At 47.1% G+C, this 20,202-nt stretch carries 20 protein-coding genes; 8 read left to right on the top strand and 12 right to left on the bottom strand.

The window, feature by feature from the left end; all coding sequences use genetic code 11:
- The first annotated feature begins 87 nt into the window (after positions 1-87).
- From BVI01S_RS00690 to BVI01S_RS00680, 3 genes are read left to right on the top strand one after another with little or no spacing between them, the layout of a single operon-like run.
- Positions 88-1,326 (top strand): FG-GAP repeat domain-containing protein, encoded by a 1,239-nt coding sequence (locus BVI01S_RS00690; protein WP_061808841.1) that lies wholly within the window; start codon positions 88-90, stop codon positions 1,324-1,326.
- Between the two features lie 52 nt (positions 1,327-1,378).
- Positions 1,379-2,083: a response regulator transcription factor gene (locus BVI01S_RS00685; RefSeq protein WP_061808896.1), complete on the top strand. Its 705-nt coding sequence runs from the start codon at positions 1,379-1,381 to the stop codon at positions 2,081-2,083.
- Complete coding sequence (locus BVI01S_RS00680) at positions 2,073-3,467, top strand: sensor histidine kinase (RefSeq protein ID WP_061808840.1); 1,395 nt, start codon at positions 2,073-2,075, stop codon at positions 3,465-3,467. Before BVI01S_RS00685 ends, BVI01S_RS00680 begins: the two co-directional genes overlap by 11 nt.
- A 77-nt stretch (positions 3,468-3,544) precedes the next feature.
- Here BVI01S_RS00680 and BVI01S_RS00675 read toward each other — a convergent pair whose 3' ends face one another.
- Together BVI01S_RS00675 and BVI01S_RS00670 are read right to left on the bottom strand one after the other, a co-directional pair.
- A complete protein-coding gene (locus BVI01S_RS00675; protein WP_061808839.1) occupies positions 3,545-4,393 on the bottom strand; it encodes a serine/threonine-protein kinase in 849 nt (282 codons plus the stop codon).
- Positions 4,359-5,273, bottom strand: coding sequence for an aminoglycoside phosphotransferase family protein (locus tag BVI01S_RS00670; RefSeq protein WP_061808838.1), 915 nt, complete (start codon positions 5,271-5,273; stop codon positions 4,359-4,361). The genes BVI01S_RS00675 and BVI01S_RS00670 overlap by 35 nt, the downstream gene beginning before the upstream one ends.
- Positions 5,274-5,489: 216 nt before the next feature.
- Between BVI01S_RS00670 and BVI01S_RS00665 the strand changes: the two genes are divergently transcribed.
- The 4 genes from BVI01S_RS00665 to BVI01S_RS00650 all read left to right on the top strand — a co-directional run bounded on the left by BVI01S_RS00665 (position 5,490) and on the right by BVI01S_RS00650 (position 7,755).
- The gene (locus BVI01S_RS00665; RefSeq protein WP_061808837.1) at positions 5,490-6,110 is read left to right on the top strand and encodes a lysozyme inhibitor LprI family protein; all 621 of its coding nucleotides are present in this window, start codon (positions 5,490-5,492) and stop codon (positions 6,108-6,110) included.
- Between the two features lie 107 nt (positions 6,111-6,217).
- Positions 6,218-6,541: a hypothetical protein gene (locus BVI01S_RS00660; protein ID WP_061808836.1), complete on the top strand. Its 324-nt coding sequence runs from the start codon at positions 6,218-6,220 to the stop codon at positions 6,539-6,541.
- A gap of 97 nt (positions 6,542-6,638) precedes the next feature.
- Entirely contained in the window at positions 6,639-6,836 is a 198-nt protein-coding gene (locus tag BVI01S_RS00655) for a hypothetical protein (RefSeq protein WP_061808835.1), read from the top strand.
- A 34-nt stretch (positions 6,837-6,870) separates the two neighbouring features.
- Positions 6,871-7,755 carry a YitT family protein gene (locus BVI01S_RS00650; RefSeq protein WP_034762742.1) on the top strand — a complete coding sequence of 295 codons (885 nt, stop codon included), beginning with the start codon at positions 6,871-6,873 and terminating at the stop codon, positions 7,753-7,755.
- 76 nt (positions 7,756-7,831) lie between these two features.
- Here BVI01S_RS00650 and BVI01S_RS00645 read toward each other — a convergent pair whose 3' ends face one another.
- The 7 genes from BVI01S_RS00645 to BVI01S_RS00615 all read right to left on the bottom strand — a co-directional run bounded on the left by BVI01S_RS00645 (position 7,832) and on the right by BVI01S_RS00615 (position 15,923).
- On the bottom strand, positions 7,832-8,197 hold the full coding sequence (locus BVI01S_RS00645; RefSeq protein WP_061808834.1) for an avidin-fold protein: 366 nt from the start codon (positions 8,195-8,197) through the stop codon (positions 7,832-7,834).
- 75 nt (positions 8,198-8,272) lie between these two features.
- Positions 8,273-9,514 carry an ATP-binding protein gene (locus BVI01S_RS00640; protein ID WP_061808833.1) on the bottom strand — a complete coding sequence of 414 codons (1,242 nt, stop codon included), beginning with the start codon at positions 9,512-9,514 and terminating at the stop codon, positions 8,273-8,275.
- A 150-nt stretch (positions 9,515-9,664) separates the two neighbouring features.
- A complete protein-coding gene (locus BVI01S_RS00635) occupies positions 9,665-10,489 on the bottom strand; it encodes an STAS domain-containing protein (protein WP_061808832.1) in 825 nt (274 codons plus the stop codon).
- 115 nt (positions 10,490-10,604) lie between these two features.
- Positions 10,605-11,732, bottom strand: a complete 1,128-nt coding sequence (locus BVI01S_RS00630) for a Ger(x)C family spore germination protein (RefSeq protein ID WP_061808831.1) — start codon at positions 11,730-11,732, stop codon at positions 10,605-10,607.
- Positions 11,729-12,841: a GerAB/ArcD/ProY family transporter gene (locus tag BVI01S_RS00625; protein ID WP_034761975.1), complete on the bottom strand. Its 1,113-nt coding sequence runs from the start codon at positions 12,839-12,841 to the stop codon at positions 11,729-11,731. Before BVI01S_RS00625 ends, BVI01S_RS00630 begins: the two co-directional genes overlap by 4 nt.
- Before the next feature lie 28 nt (positions 12,842-12,869).
- The gene (locus BVI01S_RS00620; RefSeq protein WP_061808830.1) at positions 12,870-14,366 is read right to left on the bottom strand and encodes a spore germination protein; all 1,497 of its coding nucleotides are present in this window, start codon (positions 14,364-14,366) and stop codon (positions 12,870-12,872) included.
- A 183-nt stretch (positions 14,367-14,549) separates the two neighbouring features.
- Positions 14,550-15,923, bottom strand: a complete 1,374-nt coding sequence (locus BVI01S_RS00615) for an MDR family MFS transporter (protein ID WP_061808829.1) — start codon at positions 15,921-15,923, stop codon at positions 14,550-14,552.
- A gap of 59 nt (positions 15,924-15,982) precedes the next feature.
- Between BVI01S_RS00615 and BVI01S_RS22355 the strand changes: the two genes are divergently transcribed.
- Positions 15,983-16,126, top strand: coding sequence for a hypothetical protein (locus BVI01S_RS22355; protein WP_156477267.1), 144 nt, complete (start codon positions 15,983-15,985; stop codon positions 16,124-16,126).
- On the opposite strand, the gene BVI01S_RS00610 is transcribed toward BVI01S_RS22355, so the two are convergent.
- Genes BVI01S_RS00610 through BVI01S_RS00600 form a run of 3 tightly spaced genes read right to left on the bottom strand, consistent with a single transcriptional unit; the run spans position 16,102 to position 20,149 of the window.
- Positions 16,102-17,961 (bottom strand): ABC transporter ATP-binding protein, encoded by a 1,860-nt coding sequence (locus BVI01S_RS00610; RefSeq protein WP_061808828.1) that lies wholly within the window; start codon positions 17,959-17,961, stop codon positions 16,102-16,104. The two genes, BVI01S_RS22355 and BVI01S_RS00610, sit on opposite strands and share 25 nt — an antisense overlap.
- Entirely contained in the window at positions 17,958-19,682 is a 1,725-nt protein-coding gene (locus BVI01S_RS00605) for an ABC transporter ATP-binding protein (protein WP_061808827.1), read from the bottom strand. Before BVI01S_RS00605 ends, BVI01S_RS00610 begins: the two co-directional genes overlap by 4 nt.
- Entirely contained in the window at positions 19,679-20,149 is a 471-nt protein-coding gene (locus tag BVI01S_RS00600; RefSeq protein ID WP_061808826.1) for a MarR family winged helix-turn-helix transcriptional regulator, read from the bottom strand. Before BVI01S_RS00600 ends, BVI01S_RS00605 begins: the two co-directional genes overlap by 4 nt.
- Between the last annotated feature and the right edge of the window lie 53 nt (positions 20,150-20,202).

Raw genomic sequence — 20,202 nt, 5'->3', positions numbered from 1 at the left:
ACGTCGAAATTTGTTACTTTCTTGTTACTTTTGTCGAATGGATTTACACTATACTATTGAAAGCAAAGGCTAGGATGTGAAATATAGATGAAAAAAATAATACTTCTCTTAACCGGGATGCTGTCTGTCACAAGCGGCTGTTCGTTATTTCAGTCCAATTCTTCTTTGATGAAGCCTCCGGAGCTTCCTGTAGAACAGCAGGAACTGAAGCAGGCCATTCAAAGCTTCGTCCCTCCTCAGGCGGAGTGGCTCTCTCCAAACGAAGATAAAACTGCAGCCACCATCCAGGAGACGGATCTCGATGGTGACGGGGAAGAAGAGTTGATCGTCTTCTACCGACTTCCCGAGGAAACATCTCAAATGGAGGGAATCGTCCTTGAGAATAAAGAAGGCAAATGGACAAAGGTGGCCGGAATCAATAATATCGGGAGGGAATTGATGAAGGTGGAAGCCTCTGATTTAAACGGGGACGGTACGAAGGAACTCCTGATCGGCTTTTCCTATGCGGCAGAAGCGTCTGACTCCGCTCTTGTCATTTATGATTTGGAAGGGAAAAAGCCACACAAACTATTCGAGTCCCAATACAGCGCGTTCTTCGCAGACGATTACAATGAAGACGGCAAAGCCGAGCTGCTGCTTTCTTCATTGATACCAAACCAGGAGCACACCGTCTCCCTTTATGCCTTTCCAAAAGGAAAATCGGAGAAGGTGGATGAACTGGAGCTCGATCCGTATGTCTATCCTTACTATCACTCGGCATCGGGCTATGTCACCCCGTCCGTCAAAGGAGCGATCTTCGATTCAACTGTCGGGGCCCATTCCTCGACTTCCTTCATCGTCGGTGTGAAAAATAAGAAACTCGTGGAACTTGTGCCAAAAGAATTCAAAGATCAATTATTTCGGGCAACATCCGCCAACAGCGAAGACAAAAACGGGGACGGCATCCTGGAGTTTCCCCTTCTGATCGAAGCGAACCCGGACAAACCGTATGTAGACATGCCGTTCATACATGAGTACTATCAGTTATCCGATGAAGGCCAACCGCAGTTCACCCTGCGCTCCTATCAGAACTATCCGTATCAGTATGAAGTGGTGCTACCGGAAGATTGGCCAGATATCATCATCGAAGCTTCCGACGGACGGAGATATGTCAAATTTCTATCAGAAGACGATGGCTCCCTTCTTTTTGATGTGTATGTCGCGGACAAAGACGATCAGGCTTCACTCGAGGGTTGGAATGTCCTGATGGAAAGCAATCAATTCGTATACTTGACGAAATCACCGGTGTCCGAATTCAAGAAATATGTTCATTTGTTGCCTTCTTAATGGGTATCGGGACCGACCTTACGTTTATCAAGAGGAAATGCAGGTGGTAAGAGTGAAACGAATCATGATCATTGAAGATGAAGAATCGATCAGAGGCTTCATTGAAATCAATTTAAAACGATATGGATACAGTGTGCTGCAGGCGGACAATGCAGAGTCCGGCATCGAGCAGTTGAAAGAGAGGGATACGACTGTCGACATCGTCCTTCTCGATGTGATGTTGCCCGGAATGAACGGGTTCGAAGCGTGCAAAGAGATCCAGGAATGGAACTCATCCATCGGCATCATCATGTTGACGGCGAAAGTACAGGAGATGGATAAGGTCCATGGATTGATGAACGGCGCCGATGATTATATTTCGAAGCCCTTCAGTCCGAATGAATTGATCGCCCGGATTGAAGCGTTGCTGAGGAGGATCCGTCCTGTTGAACCGGAAAAGCCTGCTCCATCGATCTATTTAGATGAAACTAGGCGCCTCCTGAAGTTGAAGGGAAAGGAAGTCGATTTGTCCCCGGTGGAATATGAGCTGATCAGCACCATCCTGAAAGCAAATGGGAAAGCCATCAGCCGCCATGACCTCCTGGACCAGGTGTGGGGGATCAATTATATGGGGGATCCGAAAATCGTTGATGTCAACATCAGGAGGATCCGTCGGAAAATGGAAGCAGATCCCTCCTCCCCCCGTTATTTGTTAACCGTATGGGGATACGGATACCGATGGGATGAATCCGGGGAAGGAAAGCATAATGGGAATTAGACGGCGATTACTCATACAGAATCTGACGCTGATCACCATGACGATCCTATTGTTCCTCGGCATCGTCGCTTCCGGTATCTATCATTATTATTACAACGGTACGGCTGAAATTTTGCAAAATCATGCACAGAACTCGGCCTCATTTGCGAAGCGTTATAGTCAATTATCGACGTACAATCTGAGGGAAAATCTGCAGGATCTTCAAAGCAACTTCTCCATCGATCAGGCAGAAACACAAATTTTGAGCGGAAGCGGCAGAATCCTATCGTCCTCAAGCGGCTTCATTCCAGGGGGAAAACAGGATTATCCCGACGTAAAGGAGGCCTTCTCAAAAGGAAAAGGTACCTGGTTCGGCACCAATCCCGCAACAGGAGAACGCATCCTCGCCGTCTCGGTCCCATTGGAATCCAGCGATAAAACGATCGGCATCCTCCGCTTTGTCACATCACTCGAATCGTTGCATAATAATTTCCAAACGATCCTGATCACCCTGTCAGCGATCGGAATCGGGATCCTTGGGATCGTATTCGTGGTCAGTACCTTTTTCTCACGAATCATCACGGAGCCCGTCATCGAATTGACGAACGTATCGAACCGCATGGCACAGGGTGACCTGGAAGCAAGGGTGGATGGACGATATAAAGATGAATTCCACACCCTGAGCCAGACGTTCAACAATATGGGGAAAGAACTCCTCAGGACGGAAAAAATGAAAAACGAATTCATCTCTTCCGTGTCCCATGAACTCCGGACTCCCCTCACCTCCATCAAGGGGTGGAGCGAGACATTGCAGACAGGGGACCCGGAGAATGTGGAAGAAACCCAAACGGGACTTTCCATCATCACGAAAGAAACAGACAGACTGATCGACATGGTGGAGGAACTGCTGGACTTCTCCCGCTATCAGAACGGGACATTCGAAATCAACCCTTCCCCTTTTCATTTTGACCAGCTTGTGAAGGAAGTCCTGTTGCAGCTGGATAAAAAGCGCCAGCAAAAAGAACAGGAGATCATCGTGATTGATGATGAACCCCTGAAACTCGTAGCTGATCAGAATAGAATCCGTCAGGTGCTCATCAACCTCATCGAGAATGCCATCAAATATTCCGGTCGAAACAGCACCATCACGGTTTCTTATGAGAAGGGAGAACATGATCTAACGTTTTACGTCGAAGATGAGGGCGAGGGAATTGAAGAGGAGCACCTTAGGCATGTGTCCACACTGTTTTATAAAGTGAACGAGAATACAGAAGGAGTCGGTCTTGGACTGGCGATTTGCAAACAAATCATCGAGCATCATCATGGGGAACTTTTGATTAGAAGGAACAAGCAGAAAGGGACCACGGTTGGGTTTACGCTGCCGCTGAATGTGGGGAGAGATTGATGGATGGTGAAGAGGCAGGCTCTAAATGGGTCTGCCTTTAATGAATTGAGGATCCAGGGGGCCAGCCCCCTGGATCCTTATCGGGACACCGAACCTGTTTCCCTGTCCCACTCTCTCTTCAACTCCAGCAAAGACGGCTGACGCGCTTCCCTGTCATCGCTCACAGCCTTCAGCGCCACTTCATATAACCCGTCGCTCAGTCTCCATTTTTCCCTGGATCGATCCTTCTCCCCGCCAAACAATGCAAAGGCGGTGGCTCCCATCACAAACACATTCGTGATTTCATCGATCTCGGCACCTTCCTGGAATTCCTCGGGAGACATGAAGCGTGACGATCCCCACATCCTGCCCATCGCATTGACGTAGGGCCGTTTCGCATAGAGATCGATGTCGCAGATCAATGTCTCTCCTTTTGAAAAGTCATAGAGAATGCTGCCGTCATAGAAATCGATGGCCACATATCCCTTCTCCACTGCATGGATGTGAAAATCAAGGACATCACGGAACACGTCAAGCCTTGTACTGTCAGGTAGCTGCATGAATGTTTCACGGGACCGGGGATACATCTTCCCCATGCACTCCCCGTCGCTCCATTCAAAGATAGCCGCAAAACCACCACCGACTTCTTCTCCGCGAATCAATCTCACTAAATGGGGATGAGCCAAATCTTCATACACGTTCACGGCAGACTTTAACGCGGCGATCGCCTCTTCCGGCTCCCCTTCATATCGCGAGGTCGGGGCACCGGCGAATTTAATGAACAGTCTCTCTTCACCGTTCCTGACCCCGAAACAGATATTGCCCGAATCCTGATCATCATAGACTTTAAAGACTTCTCCGTACTTTTTAATAAAAGAAAAGTCGAACGGTGCCTTTAATTTATACGGAATGTCATCCACGCACTGAACATAAAAGTCTTCCCACATACCACGTCGGTACCGGATTCTTCATCCCGTCAAACCAGCCCAGCACTTCCTTCGCCTGCTCCTTCATGACGGCGATCTCCTCTTCACCGAACCTCATCGCCCACGGGATGGATGACAACATATTGCTGCTGATGTAAAAGGTCATGAGTCTGAAGAAATCCTCCGGCGGTCTTCCGTTAAAATAGCCATCGAGCTGTCCCGTGGCAAAATGAGGACTCGCCGATGCACTGAAGGCGATGCGGTTGAACTCTTCCCACGGATCACCGAAATCATGACGGTTGAAGTCGATGATGGAGAGTTCGCCGCTTTCCGAAATAACCATATTCCCGACGTGGTAATCACCGTGATGAAACGTTTGGGGGCGTCCCTTCAGGAGATGTCTGTTTGCTTCTATGTATTCTAAGATAAGATCGCCGGCTTCGATCTTAAGCGGACAGTCGTGGTACTGCCTGATCTTCGTATCTACCTTACGATTAAACTTTGTTTGCCACACTTCTTCTTCGGGCGGAGCAGGAGTGGAATGGATTTCCCTCAGGTAACGACCCGACTTCAGTCCGAGCTCATATTGCTCCGTATCCGTTAATCCAGGCAGCACCTCAGCGGCATCGTTCCCTTCACACCATGTAAATAGGGAATACACATGATCGCCGTTTTCACACAACCCGAACTCAAGTGGCACAGACATTGGAATCCCCGTTTTGGCCAAACGCTCCATCGCCTCGAATTCGCTCTTCTTACTCTCATACTCAGAACGATCCGCCGTCCGGAGCAGCAGCCTTTCCCCCGTCTCCGTTTCCACGAAATATTTCTTATCACTCGACCATCCCTTGTTGATCGGGTCGACCTTTTTAAACACGTAATCCGTTTTGATATCAAGCATGTGGCACCTCCAGTGAGCCATGAGATCTTCGGGCTCCATTGTCGTTTACTAGATTGATAATCCTAATTTTACCAGTTTATATATAAAATAGAAAGCTTGTAAAGAAGGTCATGGCATTGACTCCCCGACTTTCTCCCTGAACAAGTTAGAAGGATATATCTGGATATGTTAAAATGACCCAAGTGAGCATTTATATTAAAGATTGGAGCTGTAATAATGAAGAAAAGCAATTGGTTGATCGTCACGACTTTATCCGCGATGGTACTCGTTGGAATGTCTGCCTGTAGTCAATCTACTGATGAGGATGCCGCCAGTAAACCTGACTCCGAGGCGTCTGCAGCGAGTAATGACTCCAATGATTCACAGGCTGAAGATACGACGGCATCCAGGGAAAACGAACAGGCTCAGTCAGATGAGACATCCCCTGAAGAAAAAAGTTCGGAAAAGGAACCAGCCGTCACAAAGGTGGAAGGAAAACAGGCATACTTAGATAAACTGGACAACATCCAGAAGGAACTGGATGCCATGCCTGATAAGAAGGATTCAGATAAAGGTGTCACGAATGCCATGAAAAACTACTATGGAGTTTCCTATGAAAAATATGACGATGCGTTGAATGAGATATACTCCCTTCTGAAAGAAAAGCTGTCTCCTGAAGTCATGGCAGAGTTAAAATCAGAACAAGTGAAATGGATCGAGGAGAAAGAGGCAAAGGCAGAGAAGGAAAGATTGAAGTTTGAAGGCGGCACGTTCGAAAATGTGGCGTGGTATATTTCGTTGTATGAGTCGACGAAGGCTCGTTGTTATGAGTTGGTGGAGGAGTATATGACGGATTAAAGTAAAGGCCACTCCTCCATAAAACTCACTCATCGAGGAGCCAAAGGACCTGTCCCCACGGCGCCTATGATATAATGAACCTATACATATGAAGGAGGTGGGGGAGGATGAAAAAAGCTTCAATATGGTTCTTACTGTTGATTTTAATCAGTTTCCAGCAGCCACACATGTTGGAATACCACAACGGCCATATGGATGGCGATGTATTAAAAGCGGATGATTCACATCTCACAAGTTTTGATGCTATGCTCTCTCCCCCCTCTTCACTCCCTCATCATGTTGACAGTGTGGTACCTCGTAAAATGTTCTTAAGTAAGAAATTGAAATCGTATGCTCCCCCTCATGTGACGGAGTATGTCGCCATGGACATCTTTCCTGATGCGATTGGCTTTAAGAAAATCATCATGTCACAATCCAATTACCTCTCTTAAACGATGTTTCTCTTTCATTCATATACTCAATCAAAAACTCTATGGGATTAGGGTTTATTAAAATTGGCGTTTTTCATTAAAGCGCATGGAGGGTTTTATGAAAAAGGACACATATTTTTGGGAATCAGTGGCTTGTTATCTTTTTTGTACTGTGTTTTTAATTGGTTTTTTTGGCGTCATGTTTATAGCGGCAGAGCTCTCGGGTAATCCCCTCTCTTCATTTATACCGGAATTTTCCTGGGAGATGATTATTAAGTGGGAAGATATCAAGGCCATTTTTGACTTAAAAGAGTAAAAGGCAGGAGGAACGCACGTTGACGGACGAAACAATCGAACAACAAATCAAATCGGGTCTTCAGCACCCGAAGCTGACACGTTTAAAAATCGCGAAAAGAGGCTTTTTCATTGTATTAGGCGCCATCATGATGGCGCTCGGGATCGAGGTTTTCCTTGTGCCAAATATGATTATGGACGGAGGAATCGTCGGGATTTCGATTATCCTCTATAACTTGACCGGCATCAGTCTCGGTGTCTTCATTTTTTTCCTGAACATCCCGTTTTTCTTCCTGGGATATAAGCAGATCGGAAAGACCTTTACGATATCCACGATAATAGGAATCTCGATTCTTTCATTGGCAACGAATTACCTTCATCATGTAGCTGCCTTCACCCAGGATATGCTGCTTGCCACTGTGTTTGGCGGGATTGTCCTGGGTGCCGGAGTGGGGTTGGTCATCCGGTATGGAGGGGCACTTGACGGAAGTGAGATCCTTGCCATCCTGTTGAATAAAAAATTCCCCTTTTCCGTTGGGGAATTCATCATGCTGTTTAACGTATTCATTTTCACTTGGGGTGGATTCGTCCTCGGCTGGGATCGTGCCATGTACTCCGTCCTTGCCTATGTCATTGCATTCAAAACGATCGATATCGTCATCGACGGCTTTGACGAATCGAAATCCGCCTGGATCATCAGTGACAAAGACGCAGAAATCGGTGATGCGATACTCGCCCGCCTCGGACGCGGTGTCACCTATTTACGTGGGGAAGGCGGATACTCCGGAGACGACAAACGAGTCATCTTCTGCATCGTCACCCGACTGGAAGAAGCGAAATTAAAATCCATTGTGGAAGAATTGGATCCTTCCGCCTTCCTTGCTGTCGCAGATATCAATGAAGTGCGCGGGGGGAGATTTAAGAAGAGGGACATTCATTAATAATAGAGGGAAGAAAGGGAGCGTCGACCAAGTTGGCGCTCCCTTCAGTCACTACCTTTCCGATCGCTGTCAATATTTAAAAGGTAGCACCAGTTCCCCCGTTCATGAGTTCCTCTACTACCGATTCCCCTACGCTTTGTTCACGATCCATCCACTTCCATTTTTCATGCAGTTTTATCCGGCCATCCTTCAGTATTTCAGGAACAGAGGTGCATTGACCACCCCTGATTTCATGATTCGTGTTCACATGGTTATATCTGAACACTAAGCTGCCATCGTCCTTCACAATGCCAATCAGGGTCCCTTTCGTAATATCTCCCCCACTATACGTAGCTGAAAGGATCTTTCCTTCTTGCTTATACTCAAACACGGTCTTTGAGGACACCTCACCGTTTGCTGTATTTTCAATGGATACGAATGTACGTCCGTCATAATTGATCATGTACAGCTCCTCCTTGTTTTGCAAATTTGGATGGGGACGGACCCTTGCTTAGAAGAAGCAAGAGGTCCGTCCCTCTTATGTATTGCCTGGAAAAAAGACGCTGAATGTCGTTCCCACTCCAGGTTCGCTTTCCACTTTGATTTCACCCTTCATCCGCTTCACGATTTGATAGCTCACCGTGAGTCCAAGTCCCGTCCCTTTTTCCTTCGTGGAATAATAGGGCCTGCCGAGTACTTTGAGTTGTTCCGGAGGCATGCCGGTTCCGTTGTCCTGAACGATGATCCGCATTCGGCCGTCAGGATGGCGACTCGCAGCAGCCGTGATTTCCCCATTTTCTTTTACCGCCTCGATGGCATTTTTCAAAAGATTGAGGAGGACCTGCTTCACCTCCAGTTTCATCCCTCTGATCATCAGATCTTCTTCAATATTCTTATTGATTTTTATACTGTTCATCACGGCATACGTCGACATGACGTCAACGGATTCATTCATCGTCTCGGACAGACTGAACACCTCGTATTCCTCCGTCTGGGGCTTTGCCAGGGAAAGGTATTGATTGATGACGTCCTGGGCGTGATCGAGTTCCTGGATGCTAATATCGATAAAGCTCTTTTGCTGATCCGTTAACGTTTCCTTCTGCAGGAGCTGCATGAACCCTCTCACCGTCGTCATGGGATTCCGGATTTCGTGGGCAACGGATGCTGCAAGCTCGCTCACCACGTTAAATTTTTCCGCTTTGATGAGCTCTTTTTTGACCCTGATCTGTTCCAATCGATTTTCAATCAAATAAATCGACAGGATCAGCGTAACCCATATGATGGATGTGGAGCTGGCCATAAACAGAAGCTGTTCCGTTTCTTGGTGCGTGAGTAAATAAAGGGACCGTGTAACCGGGATGAATAAATAAAAACCTGAAATCAGGAGCATTTTGTTTTTCCAGGAAAGCTTTCGATACCAGGTAGATAACGGGATCAGCAGCATACTGTAAATCGCATAATTCACGAGGAGAAAGATCCATACATGGTCCGTGAACCAGCCGATGACGAGCATGGCGAAAAACGTACTGATCCCCACTCTCTTCCCTCCATAGAGGAAGGCAAGAATCACCGGGATCACTTTAAAATCGTACACATAACCACTCGAATAAACCTCGGGAAAAGCCATCGTAAACACGAGAACAACAAGATTCATAAGGAAAAAAGTAACGTGAAATCCTCTAGTATCCCTATCCGATTCACTCGTAAACAGTTGAAATAGAAGAATCGTAAACAGAATAAATACCACATGTAATAGTAAATGATGGACCGTTTCTACCATAATGAATCTCCTTTAGGAAAAAATATCTATTCTAATTTCTTCGACACTTTCCCGGGAAATCCTTTCTATGACGTGGAAGTTCGACAAGAAGCAGAGGGACGGTTCCGGTGCTTCCATTTTGGAAGCACGAGAACCGTCCCTCTGCTTTTCTCACAAATGTTCTTTCAGCGTTTGTTGTAGTGTACCCTTTATTTCTACCAGACTGTCAAATGCGATTCCTGAATCGACTATTTTTCTGACAAGTTCTACCCGCAGCCCTGTTAAGATCGCTTTGCAGCCCATCATATTGATTCCGCTTAGGATCCTCTCAAATTGATAAAGGACATCCAATTCCATTTCCGCGGTACCCGATAAGTCGATAATCAGGGTTTGTACTTTCATCGATCCGATTTCCATCAGCACCTTTTCTTCCAATGCATGGACGCGGTAAGAATCGATCATTCCGATTAATGGCAATACCGCAATGGTGCTATTAACCGGGATAATCGGAACCGAAAGATTTTCCACCAATTTTTTGTGCGACCATAACTGCTCATCTTTGTAATCGGAGTAGCTGATAAAGAAATTATTCAGGAATTGATCCACGTTGTCATTAATCCTTTTTTCCAGATCAAAGAAGGGCTTCCGTGGAGATTCATCCTCTCCATTCTGCTCATCAAATTGATAAAGAAAATACCATAACGTTCTTCTTATGGCATGGACCCATTCGAGTTTGAAAGCCAGGGTAAGATCATGTTGTGCCCAGGCAATCCCCTCAATCTTCGCAAATTCAATCAACTCTTCTTCTTTGTTTTCAACGATGTAGTGAGCGACCAGTTCGGCATTCTTTAACAGATCAATGTTTCCTTTTTCGAGAATATCACTGATTTTCCCTCTGACATTTACAGCCTCAGATAATAGTTTCTGTTGAAAATCCTCTCTATTGGTCCTAAGGAAGTCCGTTACGATTTCCTTATCCAAGAATTTGTAACTCATCATAACACTCTCCTTTTTTTAACCCGAATATTTCTTTATTCGTGTCTACGAAAAAAAAATCCTGCTACAAAAAGAAGAATTCAAAAAGAAGAAGAGGACGGGAACTTGTACCTTTCTACTCCACTACACCGGTCCTTATGATGACGAATTCTGTGTTTACTTTTACGTTAATGTCCTTATACATGTCATGCCATTTCTCATCCGTCAGGTCGGAATGAGATTCTTTTGTTCGGTATTCTTCACCAAAGCCAAATACGTCCGATTGTTTGGACTGTGAATACTGGATGAGCTGATCGATTTCTTTGGTGATTTTTTTACTGAGTTTTTTTTCAATCAAATCCAGGTTTTTGTTTTCTTTTAAATCAATATCCCGATTGATTTCCTGCAAGCGCGCATTGATATGGATATTAAGGTGGAAATCCAAGGAAGCGGAGTCGATTAGTTCAATTTTGCTTTTACTTCTAATCGTATCCAGGGCAATCGCAATATCCGTTGATGGGGGCAGTGAGGGCATGAGCGGTTCTTTCTCCCCGTTCTTGAAGGTGATCTCGAAACTCCCTGCTTTAAACCGGTCACTCACCAGTTTGACATAGAAGCTGTCACTCGGGGAAATCCTCCCCACCATCTTATCTCCTTTCAGTAGCGCCATGCCGGTAATATTGATCATGTCATCCTCTAATTTCAGTAAGGGCAATAAAGGGTCCACTCCAATTGAATAATAATCGTGAAGCATCTCATGAAGGGTGGGTGAAGGGATGACCTCCCCCCTTATGTTTTGCTCAATTTCCTTATACACATATTGGCCGGCATCAGAAAACTGGGGATACTTATGCTTCAAGAGATCGCCTGCACTCCCTTCTACTATAGCGAGGAACGTTAAATCACTGATGGAATGATCCCGGGAAAGCGTATCGGCCAGGTTGATCAAACCGTCTTTCGCCACATCCTCTCCGTACAATGCCACGCGGAGCTGACCTGACTCAAGCTTCTTGGGAGACTTCAGATTGCTTTCGATTCTTGCTCCTTTACTGGTTAGCGATCGACTTGAAATCACATTTGTACTATCCATCGATTGCGGATCCGTCTCAAGGATGAGTGTCGTCGTATTGATCTTTTCACCTTCTCCTTTGTCATATCCCACCGTCGTGATCATCCCTATTTTCTCAAGCGTACTGGTTTCTGCACATGACGTGAGGATGAGAAGGAAGACGAGGGAGAGCGTCATGATGAAAGGCGTTTTCATGATTTCACCTCTTTTCGAAAGACTTTTTTCTTCAGCCATACAATAAGAAACAAGAAGAGTGGATAACAATAGACCACGAAGAAGGCCAGCTGGGCAAAAACATTATTCAACTGATTGATTTGCTGTCTGGTCACAAACAGCTGGATACAGCCAAATAATATAAAGGATAATGCCCAAATATAGCCCCTTCTCCTTTTTTCACCGAACATGCGTGTCAAACCTCTGGAAGCCGACCAGAGGTACAGCATCAAGTTAGGAAGGATCAGGAGCATCCAGAAGGTGATCGCCACATACTCAAATCGTTCAATAAAAGGCAGCCGGACGATTTTAAACAGGGAGAGGGTCCCCCAGATGGTCCGTTCCAATTGACCTCCGCTGAAATAGCTTAGAGTAACGAGCATGATGGCCACATACAAAAGAGTTGTATACACTAACCCAAACTGCATATACATGTGAACCTTCTTCTTCTCTTTTATAAAGGGATAAAAAGAATAAATGAGTTCGAATCCGATGACGGTGAAGGTCATGGAATAGGTCCCTTTAAGGATTTCAGTTGCATTGGACTCCAAGATAGGAAGGAGGTTCGACCAGTGACTGAATTGAAGCGGGTATCCCAGCAGAAATAGTAGCCAAAGTGACAGAAACACACTGAAGAATGAAACGCCCGCAATGATTCTGAAGCCGCCAAGGGCTCCATATAGTACTAACATCAAGAGCGTCAGACTGATGAACCAGGTTGGTACTTCAGGAAACACCCATGCTTGAAGCACTTCAATATAATTTCGCATGACGACAAGGAACGCACCCAGACAATAAAAGATGTAAAGGGCATTCATACAGGAGCCCAGCCATTTTCCGTATACATCCTGCTGGATCCCATATAGATCCGAGCTCTCATAGTAATTGAGGGTTTTCACCATGATAAAGCCAATAAAGCAGGTCACCACCCCGGAAAGAGCGACAGAAATCCAGGCATCGTGCCCTGCATCCATATAAATAATCCGCTGAAACCCCTGCACCCCAACGCCCAATTGGACAGAATGGATGATGAACATGACCATGAAAGCATTGAGAAGTGATTGTGGTTGTGGGTGTACGTGAATCTTCATAGCTCCCTCCCTTCTCCTTTAACTGGCCTCATTCATCTCCATCGTACTTACTGGAGTCCAATGGCCTGGCCTGATAAGGACGTTTTGACGTATATTTAAGGGGCAGCCTGAAGATACTGTCCGCCCAATCCCTGATCCGCACAGGATAAAAAGGCGCAAGAAATGGGCTCCCCAGGCTTGTTTGTCTCAAGAGATGAATCAGCAAGAAACAAAATGCAAACATCGTTCCATAAAAGCCCCAGAATCCTGCCAAAATAATGATCGGGAATCGAATAATGCGAATCACATTCCCCATCATGAAGCTTGGTGTGGTGAAAGAAGCCAAAGCCCCAAGAGCCACGATGATAATCAGGATGTTACTGGTGAAACCCGCCTGCACAGCAGCCGTCCCGATGACAATACCGCCGACGATACCCATGGTCTGTCCCACTTTCGTCGGCAGACGTGCACCCGCTTCCCTTAGTAACTCAATAATGAATTCGAGTAATAATGCTTCTATGATCGGCGGAAAGGGAACCCTTGAGCGGGATTCACTTAAAGGGACCAAAAGAGGCTGCGGAATAATCTCATAGTGAAACGTCAATGAAGCGACATAGATCGCCGTAAAAAAGACCGACAGCAACATGGCAATAAATCGAAGAATTCTAAAAAAAGAAGCAACCTGCCACTTCACATTCTGATCTTCCATACTTTGAAAGAACTCAACGAAGGATTGTGGACATCCGACCACCAGTGAGCTCCCATCCACCAAAATGACGACCTTTCCGTTCAGGAGCCAGGAACAGGCCCGGTCCGGACGCTCGGTCAAGATCAACTGTGGAAAAATGCTTAAACTGTTATCCTCGATCAATTGCATCAAAAGGGAACTATCCAATACCCCGTCTATTTTAATATTGGAAATACGTTCCGTTACGGTCTGCACCATTTGTTCCGAGGCAACCCCTTCTATGTATAAGAGGGAAACGGCTGTATGGGTCTGCTTCCCCATGGTGATGGATTTATTGCATAAGTTCGGGTTCATTAAATATCTGCGGACCAGTGAAATATTTGTAGAAAGACTCTCATTGAATCCGAGCTGTGGCCCAATGACAATCGATTCATTTTCTGGCTTTGATAAGGAACGGCTGTCCCCTGAACGGATATTCACGGCCAATACACTAGAATACCCTTCAAGATGGATGAGTACCGCTCCGCCGAGAAGGCTGCTGACACACGGATTCACCTGATTTTGAAGCTCTATATTTCCGACATTCAGCTTCTCTTTCAATCTGTCGGGGGTAAGTTCTTCCCCGCCCAGCTGACTCATGATGTCACGGTTTAACATCGTTTTGTCAATCAGCATATCGAAATAGATGAAGGTCACGCCGGGCCTTGGGCTCATCATGACGAGATCTGCGCTTTCATGAAACACAGCTTTTATTTCTTTCGTAAAGGACTCACCTGAGCTTGAAATGGGAAGGTCCGGCTTTGATTCTGTCTCGCCTCCGGTTTCCCCGGGACTTCTTTGTATCCTGCTGAAGAACATATGTAGCCCCTCCCGTGAAGTAGTAGTACCATCATGGTCTTATCCCGATGGAAATATACTCCTTCTTTGCGGGGATAAAAAAGGTGCCTGACCCATTAGTCGGTCAGACACCAGATATGATTTTCCCTCATGAGTAGTCTATGTTATCCACTTTCCTATGAGTCTCGAAGGAGGTCCGTCCCTCTAATTCAAAGAAAGCTCTTTCCCCTTCTCACCGAGGAGCACTCCCGCTGTTACTATGGCACATATGCCGAGTACGACTAAAATCATAAAGACGGTATGCAAGCTTGACTCTAATACATGACCGCTCAGCTGATCACTCAGCCACAGGCCGGAAACCGCAATACCGATGGATTGGCCGAGGTTCCGCATGAGGTTGAACGTTCCCATGGCAGCGCCCCGGACCTTCCATTCAACAGAAGATTGGACAGCGACCGTGAAGGCGGTCAGGGACAACCCGAAGCCAAAGCCGATCATCGCCGTGACAATCATCATCAACGGAACAATCGTATTCTCGTTAAATAAAACCAAACCCACACATCCCGCTGTAATGACGGAAATCCCCATCACGGTGATCCTTCCAATGGACGTTTTGGCCATCAACTTTCCTGACAAAACCGCAGCAAGGGGCCAGGTAATCGACATTGGCAGCATCGTCACCCCGGACAATGTCGCATTCAATCCGGTGACTCCCTGTACCCATAAAGGAATATAGAACGTAATCGCAACGAGAATGAAGCCCAGCAAAAAGCCTGCAATCATCGAAATAGTGATAAAGCGATTTTTAAATAACGAAAGTGGGAGCATCGGCTCTTCCACCTTGGATTCGATCCAAAGAAACAAACTCATTCCAACAGCAGCCACAATCAATAACGTGAGTATTCCCCCCGTCACATGATGGTGTTCCTTCAGGAGCGTCAACGCATAGAGAAAAGCCGTAATACTAACGGCAAAAGTGAAAATTCCACTGTAGTCTATTTTTCGTTTCTTCTTTTCTATGTTTTCCTTTAACGACGTCCATAATAAGAAAAGAGATACGATACCAAATGGTAGATTCATATAAAAAATCCAATGCCATGAAACCGTATCGACAATAAACCCGCCTGCAAGGGGACCCGCTATGCCGGCTATTCCCCAGACGCTGCTCATCCAACCCTGCATCTTCGCCCGCATTTCAAAGGTGAACACATCCCCGATGATCGTAAACGGCAAGGTTGTCAGGGCCCCCGCTCCTATCCCCTGGATCAAACGGAACAGAACCAGCTGTTCCATGGATTGCGATAATCCCGAGAGCATGGAACCTGCTAGAAAAATACTGACACCGATCGTAAACATAATTTTTCTTCCGAATAAGTCAGCCATCTTCCCAAAGACAGGTGTACTGATCACAATCGCCAACAGATAGACAGAAATGACCCACGTATACAGCTCACTTCCGCCAAGGTCCTCCACAATCTTCGGCATCGCCGTACTGACGATCGTTCCTTCGATGGCTGTCAGGAACGTGGCAATTAATAGAGCAAAGACAACGGATTTTTGTTTGGTTTCTTGATTCATTTTGTCTGGTCCCTCTCTTGTATGTAAATTCCCAAAATACTAGACTAAGAGTCTCTACTATGAAGCGAAAATCGCTATCACACATCTATTTTAACATGAAAGAAGCAGAGGGACGGTTCCTTTGCTTCCTGGTCATCGATTATGATAACAGGAAGCAGGAGAACCGTCCCCATGCTTCTTATCCAGCCACTTCCCCAAACTGACTATTATACAGATCGGCATAAAAACCGTTCTGTCTGAGCAATTCTGCATGCGTCCCCTGTTCGATGACAGATCCCTGGTCCATGACGAGAATCAGATCTGCATCTTTAATGGTAGAAAGACGATGAGCGATGACAAAGCTCGTTCTGCCTTCCATCAAGCGATTCATCGCCTGCTGGATCAATAGCTCGGTCCGGGTATCGACACTGGACGTCGCTTCATCCAGGATCATGATTGGAGGATCGGCGAGGATCGCCCGTGCGATGGTGATCAGCTGTTTCTGTCCTTGTGAGATATTCGATGCTTCCTCATTGAGGACTGTATCATAGCCTTCCGGAAGCGTACGGATGAAATGATCCGCATGGGCCATCTCGGACGCCTGCATGATTTCCTCTTCTGTCACACCCGTCTTCCCGTACGCAATATTTTCCCGGATCGTCCCCTTAAACAACCAAGTATCCTGCAATACCATACCGAAGCTTCTTCTCAGTTCACTTCGAGGGACGGACCTCGTATCGATGCCGTCGATCTTGATTTTCCCGCCGTTCAGTTCGTAAAACCGCATCAACAGGTTGATGAGCGTCGTTTTACCTGCTCCGGTCGGTCCGACGATGGCAACCGTCTGGCCAGGCTTCACATGAATGTTCATATCATTGATCAACAAATTCTCACCGTATCCGAAGTCCACATGTTCGAACGCAACCTCGCCTTCCGGACGGGAAAGGTGAGCCACGGTTTCTTCTTTCACTTCTTCTTCCTCATCCAACAGCTCGAATACCCGTTCCGCCGCTGCCACGGTCGATTGGATGATATTCGCAATGTTCGCCGTCTGGGTGATCGGCTGGGTGAACTGGCGAGTATACGTGATGAACGCCTGGATATCCCCGATGGAAATAGCACGATTCGTCACGAGGATCCCCCCGACGACACTGATCAGCACATAGCTGATGTTTCCGATGAACATCATGATTGGCATGATGATTCCTGAGATGAACTGGGCTTTGCTTCCTGCTTCATACAGTTCATCGTTCACCGAATCGAACTGCACGCCGGCCTTTTTTTCATGCCCGAACGCTTTCACGACCTGGTGACCGGTGAACATTTCTTCAATATGTCCGTTCAACTGACCGAGGGTCCGCTGTTGATCGGCAAAGTGCTTCTGGGACCGCTTCAATATCGGTCGGATGGCAAAGACGGAAACCGGTAAGCTCACTACAGAAATCAACGTCAATAGTGGACTGATCGATAGCATCATGATGATGATCCCGACAATCGTTACGATCGACGTGATGAACTGGGTCAGACTTTGCTGCAGCGTACTTGAGATCGTATCGATGTCATTCGTCATCCGGCTAAGGGTCTCCCCGTTCGCACGGCCATCGTAATACTTCAATGGAAGCTTCTCGATCTTTTGATTCACATCTTCCCTTAAGTCATACGCCGTCAGTTGAGCGACGCTCGACATGATGTATTGCTGGATGAAATTGAAGATACTGCTGAACACATAGAGTCCGGCAAGCAACAGCAGGATCTCACCGATTTTTTCAAAGTCGATCCCTGCACCGGGCACCCCTTGAAACTTCGCATAGGCGCCTTCGAATAATTCCGTGATGGCGTTCCCCATGATCTTCGGTCCGATGATGGCGAAGACCGTACTTAAGATGGCAGCAAAAAGAACAGCGATTAACTGCCCACGACGCGGTTTCAGATAACCAAGGAGCCGCTTCAAGGTGCTCTTGAAATTTTTCGGCTTCTGCCCCATCATCATCATGTTGCCGCCGCCCGGTCCGAATCCTCCATGTCCTCCGCCTCTTTGAGGTTTACGTTCCTTACTCATGCCGATTCCTCCTCTGAAAGCTGTGATGCCACGATTTCCTGGTACACTTCATTCGTGTCAAGGAGCTCAAGATGAGTCCCGATTCCGGCCACTTCACCTTTATCCAACACGATGATCTGGTCGGCATCGATCACCGTGCTGACCCGCTGGGCGACGATGAGCACTGTTGCATCACCGGTTTCCTGTTTCAATGCGGCACGGAGCCTGGCATCGGTTTTGTAATCGAGGGCTGAGAAACTGTCGTCAAATAAATAGATATCCGGTTTCCGGACCAGGGCTCTAGCAATCGACAAGCGCTGTTTCTGACCTCCGGAGAGATTCGATCCGCCCTGCTCGATCTCTGCCTGGAATCCCCCGTCCATCCGGCTGACAAACTCTTCCGCCTGGGCGATCCGGGCTGCCTCTGCCACTTCTTCATCACTCGCCTCTTCTTTTCCGAAGCGGATATTCTCCGCAATCGTTCCGGTAAATAGTGTCGCCTTCTGCGGCACAAGTCCAAGCTTCGAGCGGATTTCTTCCTGGGAAGCGTCCCTGATGTCCACACCATTGACCCGGATCGTGCCGCTCGCGATCTCATAAAATCGAGGGATCAGGTTGATGAGCGTCGTTTTACCTGAACCGGTCCCGCCAATGATGGCCGTTGTTTCACCAGGATTTGCGGTAAAACTGACATCCGACAGGGCAGGCTCTTCGGCACCCGGATAGTGAAACGTGACTGAGTCGAACTCGAGGGTCCCCTGTTGAACGTCTGCTGCTTTCGTTCCGTTATCTTTAAAAGAAGGCGTCATTTCAAGCACCTTGTTGATCCGCTTCGCCGACACATCGGCACGTGGCACCATGACGAACATCATCGACGCCATGACTAAGGCAAACATGATTTGCATGACGTATTGAATGAACGCCATCAAATCCCCGATCTGCATCCCGCCGTTATCGATCCGGATGCCACCGAACCAGATGACGGCGACGACGGTCATATTCATGACGAGCATCATCACAGGCATCATGAAGGCCATGATTTTATTTACCTTGATCGACACATCGGTCAGTTCATGATTGGTCCGCTTCAGTCGCTCCTTCTCTTCAGGTTCACGGTTGAAGGCACGGATGACGCGGATACCGGTCAAGTTCTCACGAAGCACCAGATTCAATTGATCGAGCTTTTTCTGGACCGTCTGGAACAATGGAATCCCTTTATAAAGGATCAAAAGGATCGACCCGACCAATACCGGCATCGTCAGGATAATGACCAGGGATAATTTCGCATCCATCAACACCGCCATGATGATCCCGCCAACGAGCATGATCGGCGCACTGATGATCATTCGGAGCAACATAATCACCACCTGCTGCACCTGGGTGATATCATTCGTCGTTCTCGTAATGAGAGATGCCGTCCCCACCTCATCAAATTCCTGGAGCGAGAATTTTTCAATATGATAAAAGAGCTTTCGTCGGACATCGCGTCCCAACCCGACGGCGGCTTTCGAAGAATAGTAGCTCGCAATGATGGAAGCCACCGCACCGAGAGCGGACACGACGAGCATGAATCCGCCAATCTTCCATATATACGGGATGTCCCCGACGACGACCCCTTTGTCGATGATGTCAGACATGAGGGTCGGTAAGTAAAGGGTCGACATGGATTGAATGAAAATCAGTGCAAAAATCCCGACGACCATCCATTTATATGTGGATAAGTGTTTCAAGAGCTTAATCATGTGGCATCCTCCTCTTTCCCTTTCTCCTCAAAGAAGTCGGCAATTCGCTCATGCGCCTGCAAGAGTCCGGCGAACTCTTCTTCAGACAGCTTTTCGACAGCACCTGCCGTCAAGCAGTGAATGCTGCCTTCCTGCTTGTGGATGCCTTTTAGCATCGTCTCCCCCTGATGGCTGAGGGAAAGAAGCATTTCACGGCGATTGTCTTCCACCTGCTGCCGGTGGAGGAATCCTGCCTGAACCAGCCCATCGACGGCTTGACTAAGCGTGCTTTTCGGCAGGAACGTCCTCTCCCCGATCGTCTTCTGTGTCAGCTCTCCCTCAGGGGCGATCGTCACCAATATCGTATATTGAGGGACGGATAAGCCGTTGTCTGCAGCCGTTTTCTGAACGAACCGCATCATCGTCTTATTCACCCGTGAAAAGGAGCGCAATAATTGCAGTGCAGGAGTGATCTGCTGATTTCCCATGGATATTCCCTCATTTCTAATGGTTAATATAATGAACTGTTCATAATGGAACT

The organism is Rossellomorea vietnamensis NBRC 101237, assembly GCF_001591825.1.
GTDB lineage: Bacteria > Bacillota > Bacilli > Bacillales > Bacillaceae_B > Rossellomorea > Rossellomorea vietnamensis.
This window is presented reverse-complemented; position numbering and strand designations above follow the sequence as displayed.